Genomic DNA, 16894 nt, shown 5'->3' with positions numbered 1-16894 from the left:
ATAGGTGGGCTATCTATATTTCCTTTAGCGTAGGCAGACATGAGGAGCCTTGGTAATGACTCAAGATGTCAGGCAGTGGTTAGCAGAAATTAAACATTTGCAACAAAAAGTAGCAGAGGTTTGCCAAGAGCGGGACGAAGCCTATGCAGGTGCGGCAAATTGGCGCAAGTTGTATGAGCGGGAAGCTCAGCAACGACGAACGGATGCAAATTTAGCGGAGCAGACCATCGAAGCGTTGAAAACAGAGCTTGAAACGCTAAAACGAGCACCTCAGGTAACAGATACCTCTGTTGATGTATCTGTTATGCAACAGCAGGTCAACCACCTGAATGAAGCTGAGCTAAAGCAAAAATTAGTGGATCTGATGCTTGAGTGCGATCGCCTCTCTCAGGCATTGAAGGCAGAGCAGGAGAGCCACACTCAGACTCGCAATAGTCTGACCATTGCTCTGGGAGATACAGTCGATTTGTTAACCAAAGAACGAGCAGCACGAAACTCGACAGAATCGGTGCCCGTTCCGATGAATGGCAATACCCATGGCAATGGAAACGGGGGTGGAGCCCGTCTGGAAGGATCTAAAAACCCATCACTTGAGCTACCGACGCTAAATCAGGTTCAATCCCTGGTTTGAACTGGTTCTCACAGTGTTTGATAGCTGTATCGGGGTCTTTTAAGCCGTTCCCGGTGAGGACGCAAACAATGGTTGCACCCACGGGAACCTGATCCTTCACCTTCAACAGACCAGCGACAGAAGCGGCACTGGCAGGTTCGCAAAAGATACCTTCCTGTGATGCTAGAAGGCGATAAGCTGCCAAAATTTCGTCATCTGTAACGGCGTTAAACTGCCCCTGACTGGCATCTCTGGCGGCGATCGCCTGTTGCCAACTGGCAGGGTTGCCAATGCGAATAGCCGTGGCAACGGTTTCAGGGTACTCAACGGGGTGCCCTGTGACCAGAGGCGACGCTCCTGCCGCCTGGAACCCCATCATGCGGGGGAGGCGATTGCTCATTCCTTCCTGGTGATATTGGCAGAACCCCATCCAATAGGCGGTGATGTTACCCGCATTGCCCACCGGAATGCAAAGCCAATCGGGTGCTGTACCTAATGCATCCACAATTTCAAAGGCAGCGGTTTTTTGCCCTTCCAACCGATAGGGATTGACGGAATTGACCAGTGTGATGGGATAGTGGTCTGCCATCTCCCGGACAATCGCTAGAGCGCGATCGAAGTTGCCCTTAATGGCTAACACTTCTGCACCGTACAACAACGCCTGCGCGAGCTTACCCACAGCGACGTAGCCATCGGGGATCAGTACAAATGCCCGCATCCCACCCCGACGAGCATAGGCGGCGGCAGCAGCAGAGGTATTGCCTGTGCTAGCACAAATGACTGCTTCTGCTCCAGCTTCTTTTGCCTTCGAGATTGCCATCGTCATGCCCCGGTCTTTAAAGCTGCCCGTGGGGTTGAGTCCGTCAAATTTGGCAAACACCTTCACATCCTTGCCAATTTGAGCGGCGATCGCTGGCACCGGGATTAATGGGGTGTTGCCTTCATAAAGCGTTACAACAGGGGTTTGCTCAGTTACAGGTAAATAAGGACGATATGCCTCAATCAAGCCCTGCCAGGGGCGAGCTTGAGGCGACATCATGCCATTTTGATCGGATGACAAGCTTTGGGATGACAAACTTAAAGTCACAGTACTTCTACACCATCTAGCGGATCTTCAGTGTATCCTGACGCGATTCAGGGATGAAAGTTGAGAATCACGGAAGATAACAATATGCGTCGTTACCAGGACATCAAAGCCCTGAGCGATCGCAATTTTGCGACCAGTTGTGGAACCGACACACTAAAAATTACACAATTCGATACATGTAATACAATCAAGTGTGGGATTTACGTTACAATTCCCTTATTGTGTGAGTGAGTATTAATAACTAGTCAGGTTCTAATGACCAGCCGTTCATTGCAAGTTTCTAACGCTGCGGTAGTTGACCGCCAATCCGAAACCGAGCCTCAAGCGGTTTCTTCCAATTCCTCCAAAGTTGATTCAGCCCGTGCCGCTTCGCTTGGAGATGTTAAGCTTCCATATCAGGTCGATCATCAGGTCGAGCTGTTGCATCTCAGAGCTGAGGCTGAAGCCCTCTTACAGGAATTGCAAACCCTGAAGCAGCGTCGATTGGTGGCTGTAGGCAGCAATATCTCCAACTAATCGAACATATTTTGGGTGAAGGGGTTGGTGGTTTAACCGCCAAGCTCTTGATCTCGAACTTAGATTAGTCCAATTAACGAGAGTGAACTGGCTAAACCTAAGCTAGTCTGCTTGATGTGAACACCCGTTTGCTACATCATCGTCTCAAATCACGGATGTCTCTGTTTTGCCGTAGAGGTTACTCTGTGATGGAGGGTTTAAAGGTGGTGAATATGGCGTTTCAGCGATCGCAGTTGAGTCTGTTGGGGTTGATAATCGCGCTAGCCGGATGTTCAGGGCAAGTGACAGTGGAATCATCCCCTGCAACGGTTGCATCTTCTCCGGCTTCTCCTGGAGAAGCAATCGCTGGTAAACCATTTCGCGATCTGCTGACGGATACCGCTGCTAATCCGCCCCAGCTGATTCCTGAGTTATCCTCCGTACCCCCGGCGGGGTTGAATTCTACAGGGACGTCTGCCCAAGATGCCCTACCCTCCGTCAGAGTCAGTGCGACTGAGCGATCGCTTCCTCCCGTACCCCCCACGCTTGATTCTGCCCTTCTGCCTGTCCCTGTTCCTCCGGCACCAAGGGTAGTTCGGACGGTTCCCCTTCCCACTTCGGTTCAACCGATTGCCGCGGCTCCGGCACGATCCTCTGCGCCTGTGGCTACCGCCCCGGCTCAGTCGGCTCCAGTTCCAGCGCGATCGCCTGCTCCTGTACCAGCACGACAACCAGCTCAGTCTCAAGCGGTGGCAGTGCGACCCAGCCCTCAAGCCATTCCCAATCGCTTAGCGGAATCGGTTGTGGTTACTGGAGTGGTACAGGTCGGTGATACAGTTAGTGCGATCGTGCAGGTGCCCAATGAGCAGAGCAGTCGCTACGTCCGGGCAGGGGAGTATCTGGCAAACGGTAGGATTTTGGTCAATCGAATTGAGATGACAGCTGACGGTGAGCCGAGAGTTGTTTTGGTGCAAGATGGTGTTGAAACGGTCAGAACTGTAGGAAATCTTTAGTGTCCCTCCAGGGATTACAGTTCAAGACCAATGTTGAATCGACCAACGTAGCGATCGCCCTCCTGCACAACGGGTACAATTAACTGCTCGCCACCCCGACGAAAAAGACCATCTTGATCGTTTCGGACGTTTCCTGCTCCTCTGACAGCATAGGGCGATCGAGCGAGAATCTGGTCGGTCAACGCATCATCAAAATACAGTTGTGAGGTAAATTCGTAGTTCGACGAGGGAGAAGTACCCCGAATTTTGAAATGGATGTGAACCGCTCTGCCGGGATACCAGCCAGGATAAATTGTGACAAATTGGGCGGTTCCATCCGCAGTTGTGACCTGGGAACCCCGTAAGAATTTTTGTCCGACAGCATTGCCCACATCGGAATAAACCCCTTCGGCATCGCAGTGCCACACATCCACAATGGCATCTCTGAGTGGGGTACAGGCTCCATTACTGACCTGGCTAACCTGAAACACAAGCTGAAGCGGGGCACCAGCTTTGATCACTCCACTGGACGGATCAGATCGAATATCAGAGCGGTTTAGATTATCGTCAACAAAAAAGGGACCTTCCGTTTGTTGGGGTCTAACCACACAAATGGAAGCTGTGGTCACTGTCTGGGTTGAAGAAGGAGTCGCTGGGACAGAGGTTTGAGCCGATACTTGATCTGCACTAGATGGACTGCGAAAACATCCCGCCAGCCAAACAGATGTCGTTGCTCCTAGAAAACTGAGTACTTCGCGCCGATTGAATGCACGGGCAACTCTTGACCGTTTGATATTAGGCTTGCTCATAATGCTGCTGGGCGATCACAAACAAAATTAGTTAGAGAGTCCATTTCAGATTGTAGCGATCGCGCCAATCAACCAACATGCTTCAGATCAGCCCATGCTATTAAACTGGCAAACTAAGCTTCGATAACATCGAGCTCTTCCAAAAATTCAGATGAATATTCTATTTTCTTCTCGAACAGCTCAACCGCTTTCCTCCCAATTTCACGGGTAGCAATATTTGACCATGTAGCCATTGCAGCAGCTCCAACAACAGGTAGCCATTTACCAACCATCGAACTGACAAACCGTTGAGCTAATCGTCCTGCTACTATCTGCACAATTTTTGGGAAGAGCCTAGCCGAAATTTGTTTAACGAGCACCTTTCCACCTTGAACAATGAGTACTCCCAAACCACCTCGTCCTAATGCATAAGCAAAAACAGCAACCAAAAGTTCTTTACTCAAAGCTTTTTCTTGACCATAAGCGATCCCAATGTCATAAATCATGACAATTTGATTTCGAATAACCAACAATATTTCTGGAATAGCTGCTGCCACACCAATCGGTCCGGGAATAATATTGAGACCTCCAGAAATAGCTGAGTTTTTATTTGCGTTACCAGAAATAATTGATTGAATATCTTTTAATCTAGGAATCTTACTTGGATTATTTTTGTAATACTTTTTACGTTCTTCTACTACGGACTCAAATAGTCCGATCATTTTACGTGCAAGTTTTTCTTGTAATCCCTCTTCACTTAAATTCTTATCATCAAAGTCATTTATTGACCAATCGAGTTCTAAACTACTTAGTTCCCATGACCAAACTGCAAACTCTTTTTGGTTTTTATTCCTATATCCTCCCCGAATTTTAGCACCCTTTAAACGAGTTAGATTAAGTGGTTTAAGAACCGTTTTTATATATGAAGTCAATTGCTCTAAATCCAGAGCTTCTCTAGATGGTAATATGAGGTGTAAATAGCCACCTTCTATCTTAACTTCAGATGTAATACCCTTGGGTTCCAGGAGATAGTTGATTAATTGATTGATTGCATAAGCGTCCCCTTTCTTAGCATTAGAAAGAAGGTTTACCTGGGGTGAAATCATATTACTTAGAGGGATAGAATAACTCTGTCAATATCCAACTTTCCCTCTAATCCTTTGTTTCTAACATCTATGCAATGCTCTATTAAGACTTGATCTGTAAAGTCTCGATTCTCTGCGATCGCACTAACGCGCCAACTACTAATACCATTTTCATAAGTTTGGGTTACACATTAATACTTTTATAAGGGCATTTCACGAAATGCCCCTACACCTGCTCTGTAGCTTTTATTTTCAAAAGATCACCCTAAATTATTGCCCCGTTTCAGACAAGGGTTGTTACACTGCGTCTAATGTCTTGGTGTTTGCAGCCTGATTTTTCTGCTCATGGCGGTTGAAACCGCTGTTACAAGAGCAAAGTCTGCCTCCGCAGACTACAGAAATTGTCCTCTAACCCTGGAAGTCGGGTTTTGCTTCTCCAGGCGCGGTTTTCAATCATCAGCGTTAGGAGTTTTGTCAGTCAACCAGGTTTGCAGCAGTAGGCAGAGCGTCTGATAACCCAAGTGCTAATGGATGTCCATAATGCCATTTTCTGAGCAAAATCCTAAAAAACCGACTCAAACCGCTCGCTCTGGCGATCGCCAATTGAGCTATCAGGAAACCTATATCTGTCCAATTTGTCGGCATGGTCAGATTACAGGGTTGACCCTGATGGATGCCTTTGCCTGCGATTTTTGTCGCCACATCTTCACGGCGAACTTGCCAGAGCAGTCGGTACAGGTGGTCGATAGCTCTCAACCGATGTCATGGCGGTGGAATGGGCGTAACTGGCAGGTTGCTTATCAGGATGATTTCAACCTGACGATGATGATCTGGCTAATAGGGGTGTTGTTAGTTGGTTTGCCATCGGCGATCGTCTGGTTGTCGGCTTACACCTTTCCACCGTTGCCGGGTAGTCCCTGGGCGTGGTTCCCAATGGTGTGGGTGGGCTGTACCTTTTTGGTGCATCTGGTGCTGGTGTTGTGGGTGATGGCAGAGCACTATCAACTCCCCTGGTACGTTGCCAGCAAGGTCAGGTTGCGATCGCTCTTAGGGCAGCGGTAAGTCGAGCATTACTGAAATCGGCGATTTTGGGGTGACCACTGTTTGATTTCGTAGCGTGGCTCCGCATCTACGATCAGCATTGGCAATGGATCGTCTATCAGAGTGGCGATCGCCAACAGGGTTGCTTCCCTATCACCCACATCGTTGTAAATCACATCGCCCTGATCTGAAAAGACCAATGTGTAGGATGGGGCAGTTTGCAACGCATTGGTTGCACTGGCTTCAACATAGGTAGAGCTAGCCAGAAAAGTAGGTTGAACAGTGAGAACCATTTCAGGTTGCTCGTTGTCGGTTAGGTCGATCAGTTGCATAGACCAGACTCCCATCGCTTGTAGCATTTCTTCCTGGGTAGGCATTTTGGTAGTGGTGACATAGCCTGCCTCTTGTAGGATTTGCCAGGTTTTAGGTAATAAAATTGGCATCCAGTCCGGTTGCTGATAGCTAAAGTCAGTTAAGGTCATGGCATAGGACGGTTCTACCCATTGGAGATTATCGGTTGTCATGACCAGAGGTTGAGCGGCGCGACTGGTGGTGTCGGGTAACTTGTCTCCCAGGGCTAACACCTGTAATGTGCCGTTGTTAAAGCGAATGGCTTTGGCACTGACAGATAGGGTTTGGAATTGTCCCTCTGTTGACCAAAAAGCGATTTGAAACGTGGGATTGCTGGCAAGTCCCAGGTCTTCCCATAATTGGTTGGCAATGCCTAACGCCGGGAGATTGAGATTGGTAAAGGGCGATCGCCACCAGCGTTGACCGTTATGAAAGCGCGTGATCTGCACTCGATACCACTGTTGTTCCCCCGGTTCTAAAGCGGTATCAGGTTCTGGAATCACCCACTCACGAGGGGTAATGCTAGAGATTGGAGTGGCGAACCCCAAAAAGTTGTTGCTCTGCTGCGCTGGCAGATCTGACCGAGGAATCTGGTTGAGCAGTGTGAGAATGTCCTGGAGCCGAGGATCAACGGTGTTGGGATTTTGAGAGGGAGGTTGGAGTGATTGCAACCAGGCGATCGCGGCTCGTCGTCCCTGTTTTGTGGCGATCGTCAATGCTCCCCATGCCTGCACATCGTATTGCCGACGGTTGACCTGGATCGCAGCTTTCACTCGTTTCCAGATCGTTTGAGCATCATCGCGCAAGAGGGGGGTGAGATCGTGCCCATCTTTTAGAGCATTGCGAAACTGTTGGAGTGCTGTTGCCCACTGACCGTCAATTAATAAGGCGGTGATCTGTTCGCTGGGGTTTGCCCACACCCGCTTTGCCTGCGCCTGAGTGAATTCTGCGTGCAAGCGAATCAGATCAAACTGTGCCTGTGCCGTGGCTGACCACCCCGGTGCGGCCCCCTGGCTGCGATCTTTGACTTGCTCCAAGCTCGACAGGGCAGGCGACCACAAACCACTTTGGGCTAGCACCAGTCCATTTTTAAAGGTGGCATTGTTAAGGGCAGGTTTCGTCAGGTCAACGGTTTTTAGCTCCAGCGTTGTGCTGGTTGTCTGAATCTGATGCAATTGAAAGCTTGGCTCTAGCCCCACGGTCTGATTGACAACCAGTTCGGGAGTCCCCCCTGCGACGACATCTCGCCAACGGGGCAACTCTGCGGCGGGACTTGTCCATTGCAAGCGGGTTTCCAGTCGCCCTTTGCCTGGATCGTAGCCCATCACTTGCCCATAGAGAATGCGGGTGTTGCCCCGTGTCCGTTCACCACTGACCTGAAACCAGATGCCAGTTTCGGGAGCCGAGCCACTAATCGCGCTGACGGTTGTCATTCGGAGGCGACGCGATGAACCTTCATCACCCGTGGTGCCTGTCAATGGAGCCACCACAAAATATTCATCTAAACCGGGCATAGCAAGGCGATCGACCAGTTCATACTTGACCTCACGCAGCGGAGCAGCGGTAAACGGTCGATAGACATGCAGTTCGCTAATTTCGCCACAACTGGCTGTAGGCGTTGCTTCTAACCCGCTACAGGGAGACATTTGATCTGACACCGGAATGATCAGATCGCCGGAGTCTGCCAGAGGAAAAGGTTGTCCTAAATACAGCCCTGCGGCTTTTGCCTGAGCCCGAATTTGAGAGAGCGATCGCGGTGCGTTTTCCTCTAAAAATGCGCCTCGGCTGCTCTCTGGAAACATCCACTGCATCCAGCTAATTGAGCCAGGGTTAATGATCAGTTGAACGGCTAACCAACCTCCTCCTGCGACGAGAGCCGCAATGCCCAGCCAACTGGCAGTGAATCCCAGAGCCGCGATCGCCGGATGGGTAGGGCGGGGTTCGGAGGATGCCAGAATCCGAATGGGTGCCTGATCCGTCTCGTCGCCATCGTCCTCCCACTCTTCCAACTCTGGAAAGGAGGGGGGTGGAGGCTCTGACGACACCAAAATCTTGATATCCGAACTGCGGGAAGGAGGGGGAGAGGACGCAGTGTCAACCTTGGTTTTTGAGGCTTTACGGTGACCACGAGACGACACCAGTACCCGGACACCAGAGGCATTGGAGGAGTCTGACGGAGACTTGTTTGGGGGAGGATCTGAGGCTCGGCGGGGTGGCTTTTGGGAAACCAAAACCTTGACCTTAACTGGAGGTGGTACGGAATTGGGCAAATGCGAAGGCTGACCGGAGGTATGATCCTGTCTTGGTCGGTCTTGTTTGCTCACGCGCGTTCCCTCACTTGGCTTGAGTCAATACCTTCTCGTAGGCGTGTCCAGCGGCTTCCCAGGTGTAGGTGCTCTCAATTAGCGATCGCCCTTCTCTAGATAACTGCGATCGCAACTCAGAATCCGTAAACAAGCGGCTGATTGCCTCAATATACTCTTCCACGCGATTTGCTCGTAATGCTCTCAGAGGAGTATTTTCACCATCCACTGCCAACCCTTCTAGCCCGCGATCGCTGCCTACGACAGGGACACCTGCCGCCATCGCCTCCAGAGTTTTGTTTTTGATGCCAAAGCCAGTCCTCAGCGGCACCACACACACCGTTGCCTGATGTAGCTGCTCCACCATGGAGGCGACCTTGCCAGTGACGATGATGCCTGGTTGATTGCCAAACGCTTGAATTTCTGGTGTGGGACGTGCCCCGACAATGCTAAAGGTCGCGTCGGGATAGCGTTGTCGCAATCGGGGCATCACCTCCAATGTAAAGAAGCGAGCCGCATCAATATTATGGGAGGCATCCATAGCCCCGACAAAGACCAGACGATGACCGCCCGGATCGTGAGAGCGTAAGGGAAATAACTCCAGGTCAACTCCATTAGGAATGACGGCAAATTGGCTGTTAGGGTTGAAGCGGAGTAGCTCCTGGCGATCGTCGTCCGTCGTTACAACGATGTCGGTGAATTTTTGGCAGTAGCGACGTTCATACCGTTTTAACAGGGACAGATAGAGGCGATCGCGAAATGGGTGATCCGATGCATCCATCTCCAGGTGATTGCGAGTCCAGGCATAGACGGAACTGTGCACATCCACCACGGTTCTAACCGTACGCCGAAACTCAGGACGGATATAAATCTCATTGACGCTGTGCTCACAGGTCACCACATCAAATTTGCCAGCCCGGAGGCGATCGTCAACCCAGGTTTGCAGCGCGGGTGAATAGCGATGTAACACGTTCGGCGGGGTACCTTTAATCCAGGATTCTAGAAATCGGCTCACCTTACCGCTAATCCGTTGCAACTTCCCACCCTGCTCAGGAGCCGTCACCAACGGAAAGATTACCAGTTCGCTGGTGTATTGTTGCAGAGCCTCGATATCTGCATCCGAAACATCCTCATGTCGTTGTGTAATTACAGTTACAGGGTGAGATTGGTGCAGATACTTGAGTAGATTGAATGTTCTAATCTCCGTACCTCCCCGACTGGGGGGATAGGGGAAGGTAGAAGAGAGCATGAGAATATTCATAAATCCTTGTCTTTCCTAGAAGATTCAATCAAGAAGCAGCCAGATTGTTGAAAATCAATACCACGATAATCCATCTTTAACCCATATCACCCTATCTCGCTCAACTTCACCGTAGAGAGGTAGAGGTCATGCTTAAAACGACTAACTTAACTATTAACGGTAATGAGTAATGAAGGGAAAGCCAGTTCTATCAATTGTGACCCCTACAAGAGGGAATTTTTCTGACTTTTGGATTAATGAACTGTTAAGAATTCAAGGTAATGTTGAGTTTGTTTTAGTCTATCCTCCGGGAGTTTCTCCACGTCCCATTCAAGATAGCAGAGTCAAAAGTTTAGTGAGTCCCTATCGCGGAGAGATGATGCAACGATTCGTAGCATTACTAAATGCGACAGGTGATTATGTTTTAGCGTTAGATGATGATGATTTAGCTCATCCTGATATTGTTGAATTGGTCATCAAATACTTTGAACGCTTTCCAGATAGCTGGGTTTTACGGCTTAAGAAAGCGGTCATTGATTTTCGTGATATTGATGCCATTAAAAAAGAATGGACAGGCATTCCCGATATTGACCAATTGGACGTTTGCAAAAAAACGGCTGCTGATCCAAACCCCTATCGAAATGGAAACTATGAGGGGTTACTCGAAGTTCCGATCGCCCCATTAGAGTTAAGATTTGATGTTCGTTGGTTATTCTTTCCCTTCTTTGAACGCAAAGATAACTACGGCTATCACTTTGAAAATTTCAACAATATTGTCTGGAATAATCAACTCGTTCAAAAAACGCTTCCTGTTCTCGCTCAAACCACACAAATGTTAGGAGCGATTACCTGGATTCCCAGTTCAGGATTTGATCGGTTATCTGGATTATTTGTGCAAGCGGTTTCTTATCAACGCGATCTCATTATTGGTCACTGGTTACCGGGTGATGAACAGATTCGTTACGTTGATAAACCTGCTGCCATGAAGCCTCCTCGCTTTCATGTGATCTCTGACTTCTTATTAGTCAAGCGGTTTCCACAATACGGCTATTTCTGGAATTTATTCTTCAGTAAATTGTATGGAGTACCACGGGCGATCGCCAAACTAATTCGACTCAAGCTAACCAAAAATCAACCCCCCATTAACGCCTTAGTCACCGAAGAACAAGGAGAAACAGTCAAGGCGAAAGGATAGGAAGCTGGAGCACGAATTGATCTTTACGTAGGGGGTTTGGCATTGCCAAGCCCCCACGTTTTGTACTTCACCCAGGCGAGTACCGTTTCAAATTGGTATAAGTACAACTCGTCGTAAATCAAGGTAGGAATTTGAGGTGCAGGGGTAGAACCCCTGACTGGAGGCACAGCCTTCACACCCCCCTGGTTTTATTGCCAAACCCTATCTGTGAATAGCAGTATTAAGCGTTGGTAGGCACGGAATTAAGGTATGCAGGAGATTGCATTGGAGTTGCCTCTGGCACAGGTGGTCTGAATAACCCGTACAACTCTGCGCTGCGCCGCTTAATCCGCTCTACGTTTTGCTTGACACTGTGACGTGTGTAGAACTTGTTGCGTTGCCACGAGGATGCCCGACGCCAATTTTCATAAGCGGGTACGGCAGTGCCCAAAATCAAGTCGCGCCACATCTTCAGGTGAATTGTGGGATTGGTTTCCCTGGAGCGCACTTTGCCGTTTTGCACCATAGCTTGTCTGAGATCTGGGTTTTCAACCAGTATCCGTAGCAGGCTCAGGGTTTCTTCGGCGGAGGTGGCTTCGAGATAGTCTATGGGGCTAATCCGCTCTGCCCGAAACGCAGACTCGCATCCCAAAATAGCGGGAACTCCTGCGTGCCAGGCGTTGTAGAGCTTGAGAGCAGGCTTGATAGTGAAATCTTGCTGGTTAAAGCTGCGAACAGCAACCACGGCATCAACCTGGCTGTAATCATTCCAGTGGTCTCGATCGATAACATGCCAGGTCAGACCCATCTCTGTTAATGCTGCTTCCCAGGCGGGGTGTTTTAGCTCAGGGGCAAGGTTGCGCTCGTGCCCAAAGAAGGCAATGTTTTCAAAGCGATCGCCCCGTGCAGGGTCACGCGGAATCAGTCCGGGTTGGGGTGCCCAGTGGGGGATGTAGTAGCTGTTACGGATCTCAAACTTACCGTCGGGCAGTACACCTTGGGGATTGTGAACCACATGGAAGTGAGCCCAGGGGTGTTGAGTGCGATCGGCTTGAATGCAGACAAATAGCTGTTTGTGGCTTGGCTTCCACTTTTGAGGAACGGAATCCCGATGCATAACAATGATGCCTTCATCGGGCAGAGAGCCTGTAAACTCACAGGGAAAGCCATCTTGCTTCAGCCGAATGTAGGTTTGTAGCGTCCACGCAAAAACCCCTGGAGCAAACATCTGCCAATTGGCGTCGATATCGTCGGGAACTTCTGTGAACGGTAGTTGGTCTTGGGGAATGTAAAAATAGATGGGTGGCAAGACGCGATGATCTTGAACCGTTTTGATAGAGGTGTTGGAAAGAGGGGTGTTAACGAGATCAGACGGAGACAAAGCAACCTTAGAGGGGGCGATGTAGGAAGTCATATATGACCTGACCAAATATCGTGAAGGGTTTTTACACAAACTTTTCTTCGAGGCGATTTCAACTTCGATCCGTATCCCGATTGCTAACCTCTACACCGACTATCAAAACTGGGAAAACCAACAGAGCAATCGCTGGGAGGAGCATTTCGATGTATAAATCTTACTATCAGCCCCTCAAATCCTGGTGGGCTTGGTTGCCCCCTTCATAAAATCTTGAAGGATTTACCGAAGATCTACCTAAAGTTTGAAGGCAGAGTTAAGTGATCCGGATAGGTGAAGGGGCTACTTGAGAGAGCGTTGATCCCTTCGTAACCCTCCTCTGGCGAGCTTTTTGACGTATTAACAGCCTCAGACAACAGGAGAGCGCGTATTTGGCGAGGGATGATGCCAGGCGATCGGAGAATTGCTTGGTGTACGGAGCTTGACACCAAAAGCTTTAATTAACACCTACGTATCTTTACAGAAACTTTAATTATTTATAGCCCTACGCATATGCCTTAAGGCATAAGGGGGTGTGGGAGCTGCGCCCCCGGCCAGGGGTTCCCCCTGCACCCCGTTTTAACCTCAGTGAGTACTGCTATATTTAGAGGCTTGATGAAGCCTTATGGGTGGAGACGCATCACGCGGGTAGAACCTGTGCCTCTGCACATGATTCCGTAAGGGCGTTTCGCGAAACGCCCCTACCCAGTGATCTGTCATAATCAAACATTAAATCGGTATGAGGTGACTACGGCTATAGGACTTCACTTCCAAGCAGGAGATTGGAAACGAGGTTTGTCTGGGATTTGTTGGCAGAGGGAGTAATAGAAGAGGGCTATTAAATCCAAAATCCTCAACTAAAGAAGCGATTGCTAAATTCAGCTAGCGTTTCCTGGTCGGGACGAGACAAAGTCGTTTCTTCGTCAGGCTGATTGCTCCCTCCAGTGGGTTGGCTCTCGCTCAGGGATGCTGTGCCATTGCTCATACCCTCTTGCTTTGGCTCAGCGTCGTAAAAAAAATTGGAGAGTGTCTCAATACCTTGATAAATGGGTGCGTCAACGACAGGTTGAGCATCCAGGTGTTCGGCTAACTGAGCCAAAAAATCTGTTTCATCGTCAAACAGATCAGTTATTGGGGCATTGGCGTTGTTATCGGCGATCGCCTCAGTGGGGGCACTGCTCTGGGTTACCTCTGTCTCTACAGCGGTGAGTGGATTTTGCTGCTCTGGTGGCTCGACAAGATCAGACTCAGTTGTGGGTGCGATCGCAATCGATTCAATTTGAATTGCTTCAGATCCAATTGGTTCAGTTCCGTCCGGTTCAGATTCACCTGACTCAACGGCGATGGGAGGTAGAGACGGTTCCTCCTGTCTTATCGGCAAAGGGAGTTGCGGAGGATTGAGAATTTCCGTGACTGCATCATCATCCATGTCAACTAGAAACAGTGGATTCACGACCACAGGCGCAGTATTAGGCGCAACATTTGCCGCAGGAGCACTCTCTTCTTGAGAGGATGGCTCTAGCGTGATGTTGGTTGGCTCTAATAAAGCTGCTCCATGACCATTGGTTTCACGGATTACATCGTTGGGGTTCGCAGGCTCAAAAACGCCTGCTGGCGAAAAAAAACCGTTTTCGGAGGGAACGCTTTCTCTGGGTTCGAGAGTTGTCTCTACATTAGTTATGGGTGGAGTGGATGTTGACAAGACGATGTCAGGTTGAAGGTTGGCAGGTTGCTGGCTGAGCAAACGCTTGAGCTTAGCAGCACTCTTAGATGCTTTTTGAGCATTGGTGGCGTTACCCCGTTCGGTAAACAGACGCGCAGCAATTTCAAAATCAGCGATCGCCCCCCGCAAGTTTTCCAACTTTTGGTATGCCTGACCCCGGTGATAGTAGGACATGGGGGAGTCGGGCATGAGCCGAATGGCTTCTCCAAAGTCGGTGGCTGCTGCCAGCGGATCGTTGTATTTCTGGTCGGCAATGCCCCGATAGAAATAAGCGATCGCCGAAGTGGGTTGTTTCTCAATTGCCAGACTGAAATCAGAAATGGCTCCGAGTTGATCGCCCTGCTCTGAGCGAATAAAGCCCCGGTTGCAATAGGCAGCAACCTGATGCGGGTTGAGATGGAGTGAACGGTTGAAGTCAGCGATCGCCCCAGTCACATCGCCCTGGTCATATCGGGCTAACCCCCGGTAGTTGTATGCGATCGCGTCATTAGGGTTGATGGACAAGACCTGATTAAAGTCAGCAATTGCCCCTTCGCGATCGCCCAGGTCGTAGCGGGTAACGGCTTGATTCCAATAGGCGGTGATGTCGTTGGGGTTGGGCACGGGATGATCAAACTGAGTGATGCATTGTTGAATCACCTCTGGGTCATCCGTCCACAACTTCAACTCCATCTCAGGCAGGCTGTTGGTAGACACCAGAGCCTCATCAATGCCCATGACCGCAAATGCCTGATCAGAGACTAAGAAGTTACCGCTAGTTCCCAAAACTTTGAATTGGAAATGCTGGGGATAGGTGCGTTTGAGTTGCAGCAACTTTTGCAGGGTCGATTGCAGTTCCTTTTGAATGGGGTGAATTGACCAGCGATGATTGATCGTGCTGAGTAACCGTTCTTCATCGCGGTTTGCCTGGTGGCACCAGCCCACATCTAACCGCCGACCCCGTTGCAAAAATGCCTCTAATTTATGCAGCAAAACTTGATCCAGGGGGCACTGGTTTGACCACGGCAGAATGAGAATCAGCCGTTCCTGAGTGACGTCCAGCGCATGTTCGAGAGCAGCCCGATTGGAACTCGCCCTGTATCCGGTGGATTGGGACGATTTGAAGTCAAACACGAGTTGGTAATGAGGGCTAGCAGGAAACGCCTGCAACTGCTCATTGACCTCTTCCAATTCGCGCTCGACCGTCGCCTCAATCTGGGCTTGCAGTTGAGAGCCGCTGGGTAACTCTCGCAACTGTTGGGCGATCGCCTGTAGCTCTCGGTTTAAGACCGTTTCAATCCGCCCTTGAAAATCGCCTGGAGGGTGAGCCGTGGTGTTGTCCACTGGCAGTTCAAGGGTCAGTTCTGTTGTAGGGGCGATCGGGGTAAGAGGAAAAGAGGGTTCTGATGGCCGGATTGGTGCCGCTGAAAGCTCGGTTGTTGAGAGCGTTGATAGCGTCTGGAACTGTTGGCTGAGTTCTTGCAACTCCTGGCGCAACGTTGTTTCAAACTGCTTCTGAAACTCCTGCTGTTGTTGCAGGGCTTTGATTTGAGCGGTGAGTGCGCCCCAATCCCGCTTGGGGACGAGGTCACCTACAGCTTTGACCAGTTGGGCAATTTCTCGCTTTAACGATGTGGAGTCAAAGGGAGGAGGCAGCTTTTTAATCTGGCGATCGAGGTGGTTGATCTGGTTTTGTAAAGCGGTCAGGCTCGACTTTTCGGGGCGTTTTTGAAGTTGCTGATTCAGCTCTTGCAGCTTGTAACGTAACGCTTCCTCAGATTGAGTTCGGGCTTCTTGCTGTTGTTGCAACGCTTTGATCTCAGCTTGCAAGTTATGCCAGTCGCGCTTGGGCACCAAATCTGCCACAACTCGGATTAACTCGGTCACTTCTTGTCTCAACGCTGTTGCATCAAACGGAGGTGGCAGCTTTTGAAATTGGCGGTTGAGGTGATTGATCTGATCTTGCAGCGAGGTGAGGGTGGGGCGAGTCTGGTCTGCCAGACTTTGCAGGTTGTCTCGCAGTTGCAGGGTGTTAGCTTTGAGCTTGGCGATCGTGCTTTCAACCTCGTCAAGGCGTTTTGAGTTCGATAGTTGGCTCAACTGCGTGTTCAGGTGGCTCACTGCATCGTTGAGCTGACTATATTGCCCCTGGATGTGGATCAACTCTTGCCGAACTGAACCCAGATTTTGCCGATCGAGGACTGAAAATCGCTCTAAGACTTCCTGCTTAATCTTATTAATGTCAGTGGATAGCTCATCCAACACCTCTCGATTTTTGTTTAGCAGGGTCTTCTTTAAGCTGCCCATTGCCTCAACGGTTGGCAGCGACAGCACCTGCTGATTCAATAGCTCAATGTTTTTGGAGAGCTTGCGATCGATATCGGTAATGGCGATCGCTGTGTTTTGCTCGGTCAGATGCTCAAAGCGACGACGGTTCGCCAAATTCAATAGCACCAATAGCGATAGAGGAGCTGAAGTATAGAGCACTTGCGAGGAAACAAAGGACGCAACTGACCCTACACCTAGCCCAACTAGCGATGCGTACTCTGCAAAATCTAACCAATGACGTTGTTTCTTCAAGGTACTCTATGCCCCAGATTTAATAACCTCTGACCGACAACCCACCAAAAGCT

12 protein-coding genes are annotated in these 16894 nt (G+C 49.7%); 5 read left to right on the top strand and 7 right to left on the bottom strand.

Annotated elements, in window-relative coordinates; genetic code table 11:
- The first annotated feature begins 55 nt into the window (after window positions 1-55).
- Window positions 56-631 carry a hypothetical protein gene (locus H6G89_RS11160; protein WP_190506026.1) on the top strand — a complete coding sequence of 192 codons (576 nt, stop codon included), beginning with the start codon at window positions 56-58 and terminating at the stop codon, window positions 629-631.
- Here the strand turns inward: H6G89_RS11160 and thrC are convergent.
- The gene (gene thrC / locus H6G89_RS11155) at window positions 576-1649 is read right to left on the bottom strand and encodes a threonine synthase (protein ID WP_190506144.1); all 1074 of its coding nucleotides are present in this window, start codon (window positions 1647-1649) and stop codon (window positions 576-578) included. The two genes, H6G89_RS11160 and thrC, sit on opposite strands and share 56 nt — an antisense overlap.
- Before the next feature lie 303 nt (window positions 1650-1952).
- Between thrC and H6G89_RS11150 the strand changes: the two genes are divergently transcribed.
- Window positions 1953-2213 carry a hypothetical protein gene (locus H6G89_RS11150; RefSeq protein ID WP_190506024.1) on the top strand — a complete coding sequence of 87 codons (261 nt, stop codon included), beginning with the start codon at window positions 1953-1955 and terminating at the stop codon, window positions 2211-2213.
- A 188-nt stretch (window positions 2214-2401) separates the two neighbouring features.
- On the top strand, window positions 2402-3205 hold the full coding sequence (locus H6G89_RS11145) for a hypothetical protein (RefSeq protein ID WP_190506022.1): 804 nt from the start codon (window positions 2402-2404) through the stop codon (window positions 3203-3205).
- A 14-nt stretch (window positions 3206-3219) separates the two neighbouring features.
- On the opposite strand, the gene H6G89_RS11140 is transcribed toward H6G89_RS11145, so the two are convergent.
- Together H6G89_RS11140 and H6G89_RS11135 are read right to left on the bottom strand one after the other, a co-directional pair.
- Complete coding sequence (locus H6G89_RS11140) at window positions 3220-3993, bottom strand: intradiol ring-cleavage dioxygenase (protein ID WP_190506020.1); 774 nt, start codon at window positions 3991-3993, stop codon at window positions 3220-3222.
- Between the two features lie 113 nt (window positions 3994-4106).
- Entirely contained in the window at window positions 4107-5078 is a 972-nt protein-coding gene (locus H6G89_RS11135; RefSeq protein WP_190506019.1) for a hypothetical protein, read from the bottom strand.
- A gap of 519 nt (window positions 5079-5597) precedes the next feature.
- Here H6G89_RS11135 and H6G89_RS11130 point away from each other — a divergent pair.
- On the top strand, window positions 5598-6119 hold the full coding sequence (locus H6G89_RS11130; protein ID WP_190506017.1) for a hypothetical protein: 522 nt from the start codon (window positions 5598-5600) through the stop codon (window positions 6117-6119).
- Window positions 6120-6127: 8 nt separating this feature from the next.
- Here the strand turns inward: H6G89_RS11130 and H6G89_RS11125 are convergent, their stop codons facing one another.
- Both H6G89_RS11125 and H6G89_RS11120 read right to left on the bottom strand, forming a co-directional pair.
- On the bottom strand, window positions 6128-8773 hold the full coding sequence (locus H6G89_RS11125) for a hypothetical protein (protein WP_190506016.1): 2646 nt from the start codon (window positions 8771-8773) through the stop codon (window positions 6128-6130).
- 10 nt (window positions 8774-8783) lie between these two features.
- Entirely contained in the window at window positions 8784-10013 is a 1230-nt protein-coding gene (locus tag H6G89_RS11120; RefSeq protein ID WP_190506014.1) for a glycosyltransferase family 4 protein, read from the bottom strand.
- Between the two features lie 169 nt (window positions 10014-10182).
- On the opposite strand from H6G89_RS11120, the gene H6G89_RS11115 reads away from it, so the two are divergent.
- Window positions 10183-11187, top strand: coding sequence for a glycosyltransferase family A protein (locus H6G89_RS11115; protein ID WP_190506012.1), 1005 nt, complete (start codon window positions 10183-10185; stop codon window positions 11185-11187).
- 220 nt (window positions 11188-11407) lie between these two features.
- Here H6G89_RS11115 and H6G89_RS11110 read toward each other — a convergent pair whose 3' ends face one another.
- The gene (locus tag H6G89_RS11110; protein WP_190506009.1) at window positions 11408-12580 is read right to left on the bottom strand and encodes a glycosyltransferase; all 1173 of its coding nucleotides are present in this window, start codon (window positions 12578-12580) and stop codon (window positions 11408-11410) included.
- Window positions 12581-13412: 832 nt separating this feature from the next.
- Window positions 13413-16841, bottom strand: coding sequence for a tetratricopeptide repeat protein (locus H6G89_RS11105; protein WP_190506007.1), 3429 nt, complete (start codon window positions 16839-16841; stop codon window positions 13413-13415).
- Between the last annotated feature and the right edge of the window lie 53 nt (window positions 16842-16894).

Source organism: Oscillatoria sp. FACHB-1407, assembly GCF_014697545.1.
Taxonomy (GTDB): Bacteria; Cyanobacteriota; Cyanobacteriia; order Elainellales; family Elainellaceae; genus FACHB-1407.
This window is presented reverse-complemented; position numbering and strand designations above follow the sequence as displayed.

What these genes read in the sequence shown, in the direction of transcription:
- H6G89_RS11160 (WP_190506026.1), top strand. Translation starts at nt 56, where the DNA reads ATGACTCAAGATGTCAGGCAGTGGTTAGCAGAAATTAAACATTTGCAA.
- thrC (WP_190506144.1), bottom strand. Translation starts at nt 1,649, where the DNA reads ATGATGTCGCCTCAAGCTCGCCCCTGGCAGGGCTTGATTGAGGCATAT.
- H6G89_RS11150 (WP_190506024.1), top strand. Translation starts at nt 1,953, where the DNA reads ATGACCAGCCGTTCATTGCAAGTTTCTAACGCTGCGGTAGTTGACCGC.
- H6G89_RS11145 (WP_190506022.1), top strand. Translation starts at nt 2,402, where the DNA reads ATGGAGGGTTTAAAGGTGGTGAATATGGCGTTTCAGCGATCGCAGTTG.
- H6G89_RS11140 (WP_190506020.1), bottom strand. Translation starts at nt 3,993, where the DNA reads ATGAGCAAGCCTAATATCAAACGGTCAAGAGTTGCCCGTGCATTCAAT.
- H6G89_RS11135 (WP_190506019.1), bottom strand. Translation starts at nt 5,078, where the DNA reads ATGATTTCACCCCAGGTAAACCTTCTTTCTAATGCTAAGAAAGGGGAC.
- H6G89_RS11130 (WP_190506017.1), top strand. Translation starts at nt 5,598, where the DNA reads ATGCCATTTTCTGAGCAAAATCCTAAAAAACCGACTCAAACCGCTCGC.
- H6G89_RS11120 (WP_190506014.1), bottom strand. Translation starts at nt 10,013, where the DNA reads ATGAATATTCTCATGCTCTCTTCTACCTTCCCCTATCCCCCCAGTCGG.
- H6G89_RS11115 (WP_190506012.1), top strand. Translation starts at nt 10,183, where the DNA reads ATGAAGGGAAAGCCAGTTCTATCAATTGTGACCCCTACAAGAGGGAAT.
- H6G89_RS11110 (WP_190506009.1), bottom strand. Translation starts at nt 12,580, where the DNA reads ATGACTTCCTACATCGCCCCCTCTAAGGTTGCTTTGTCTCCGTCTGAT.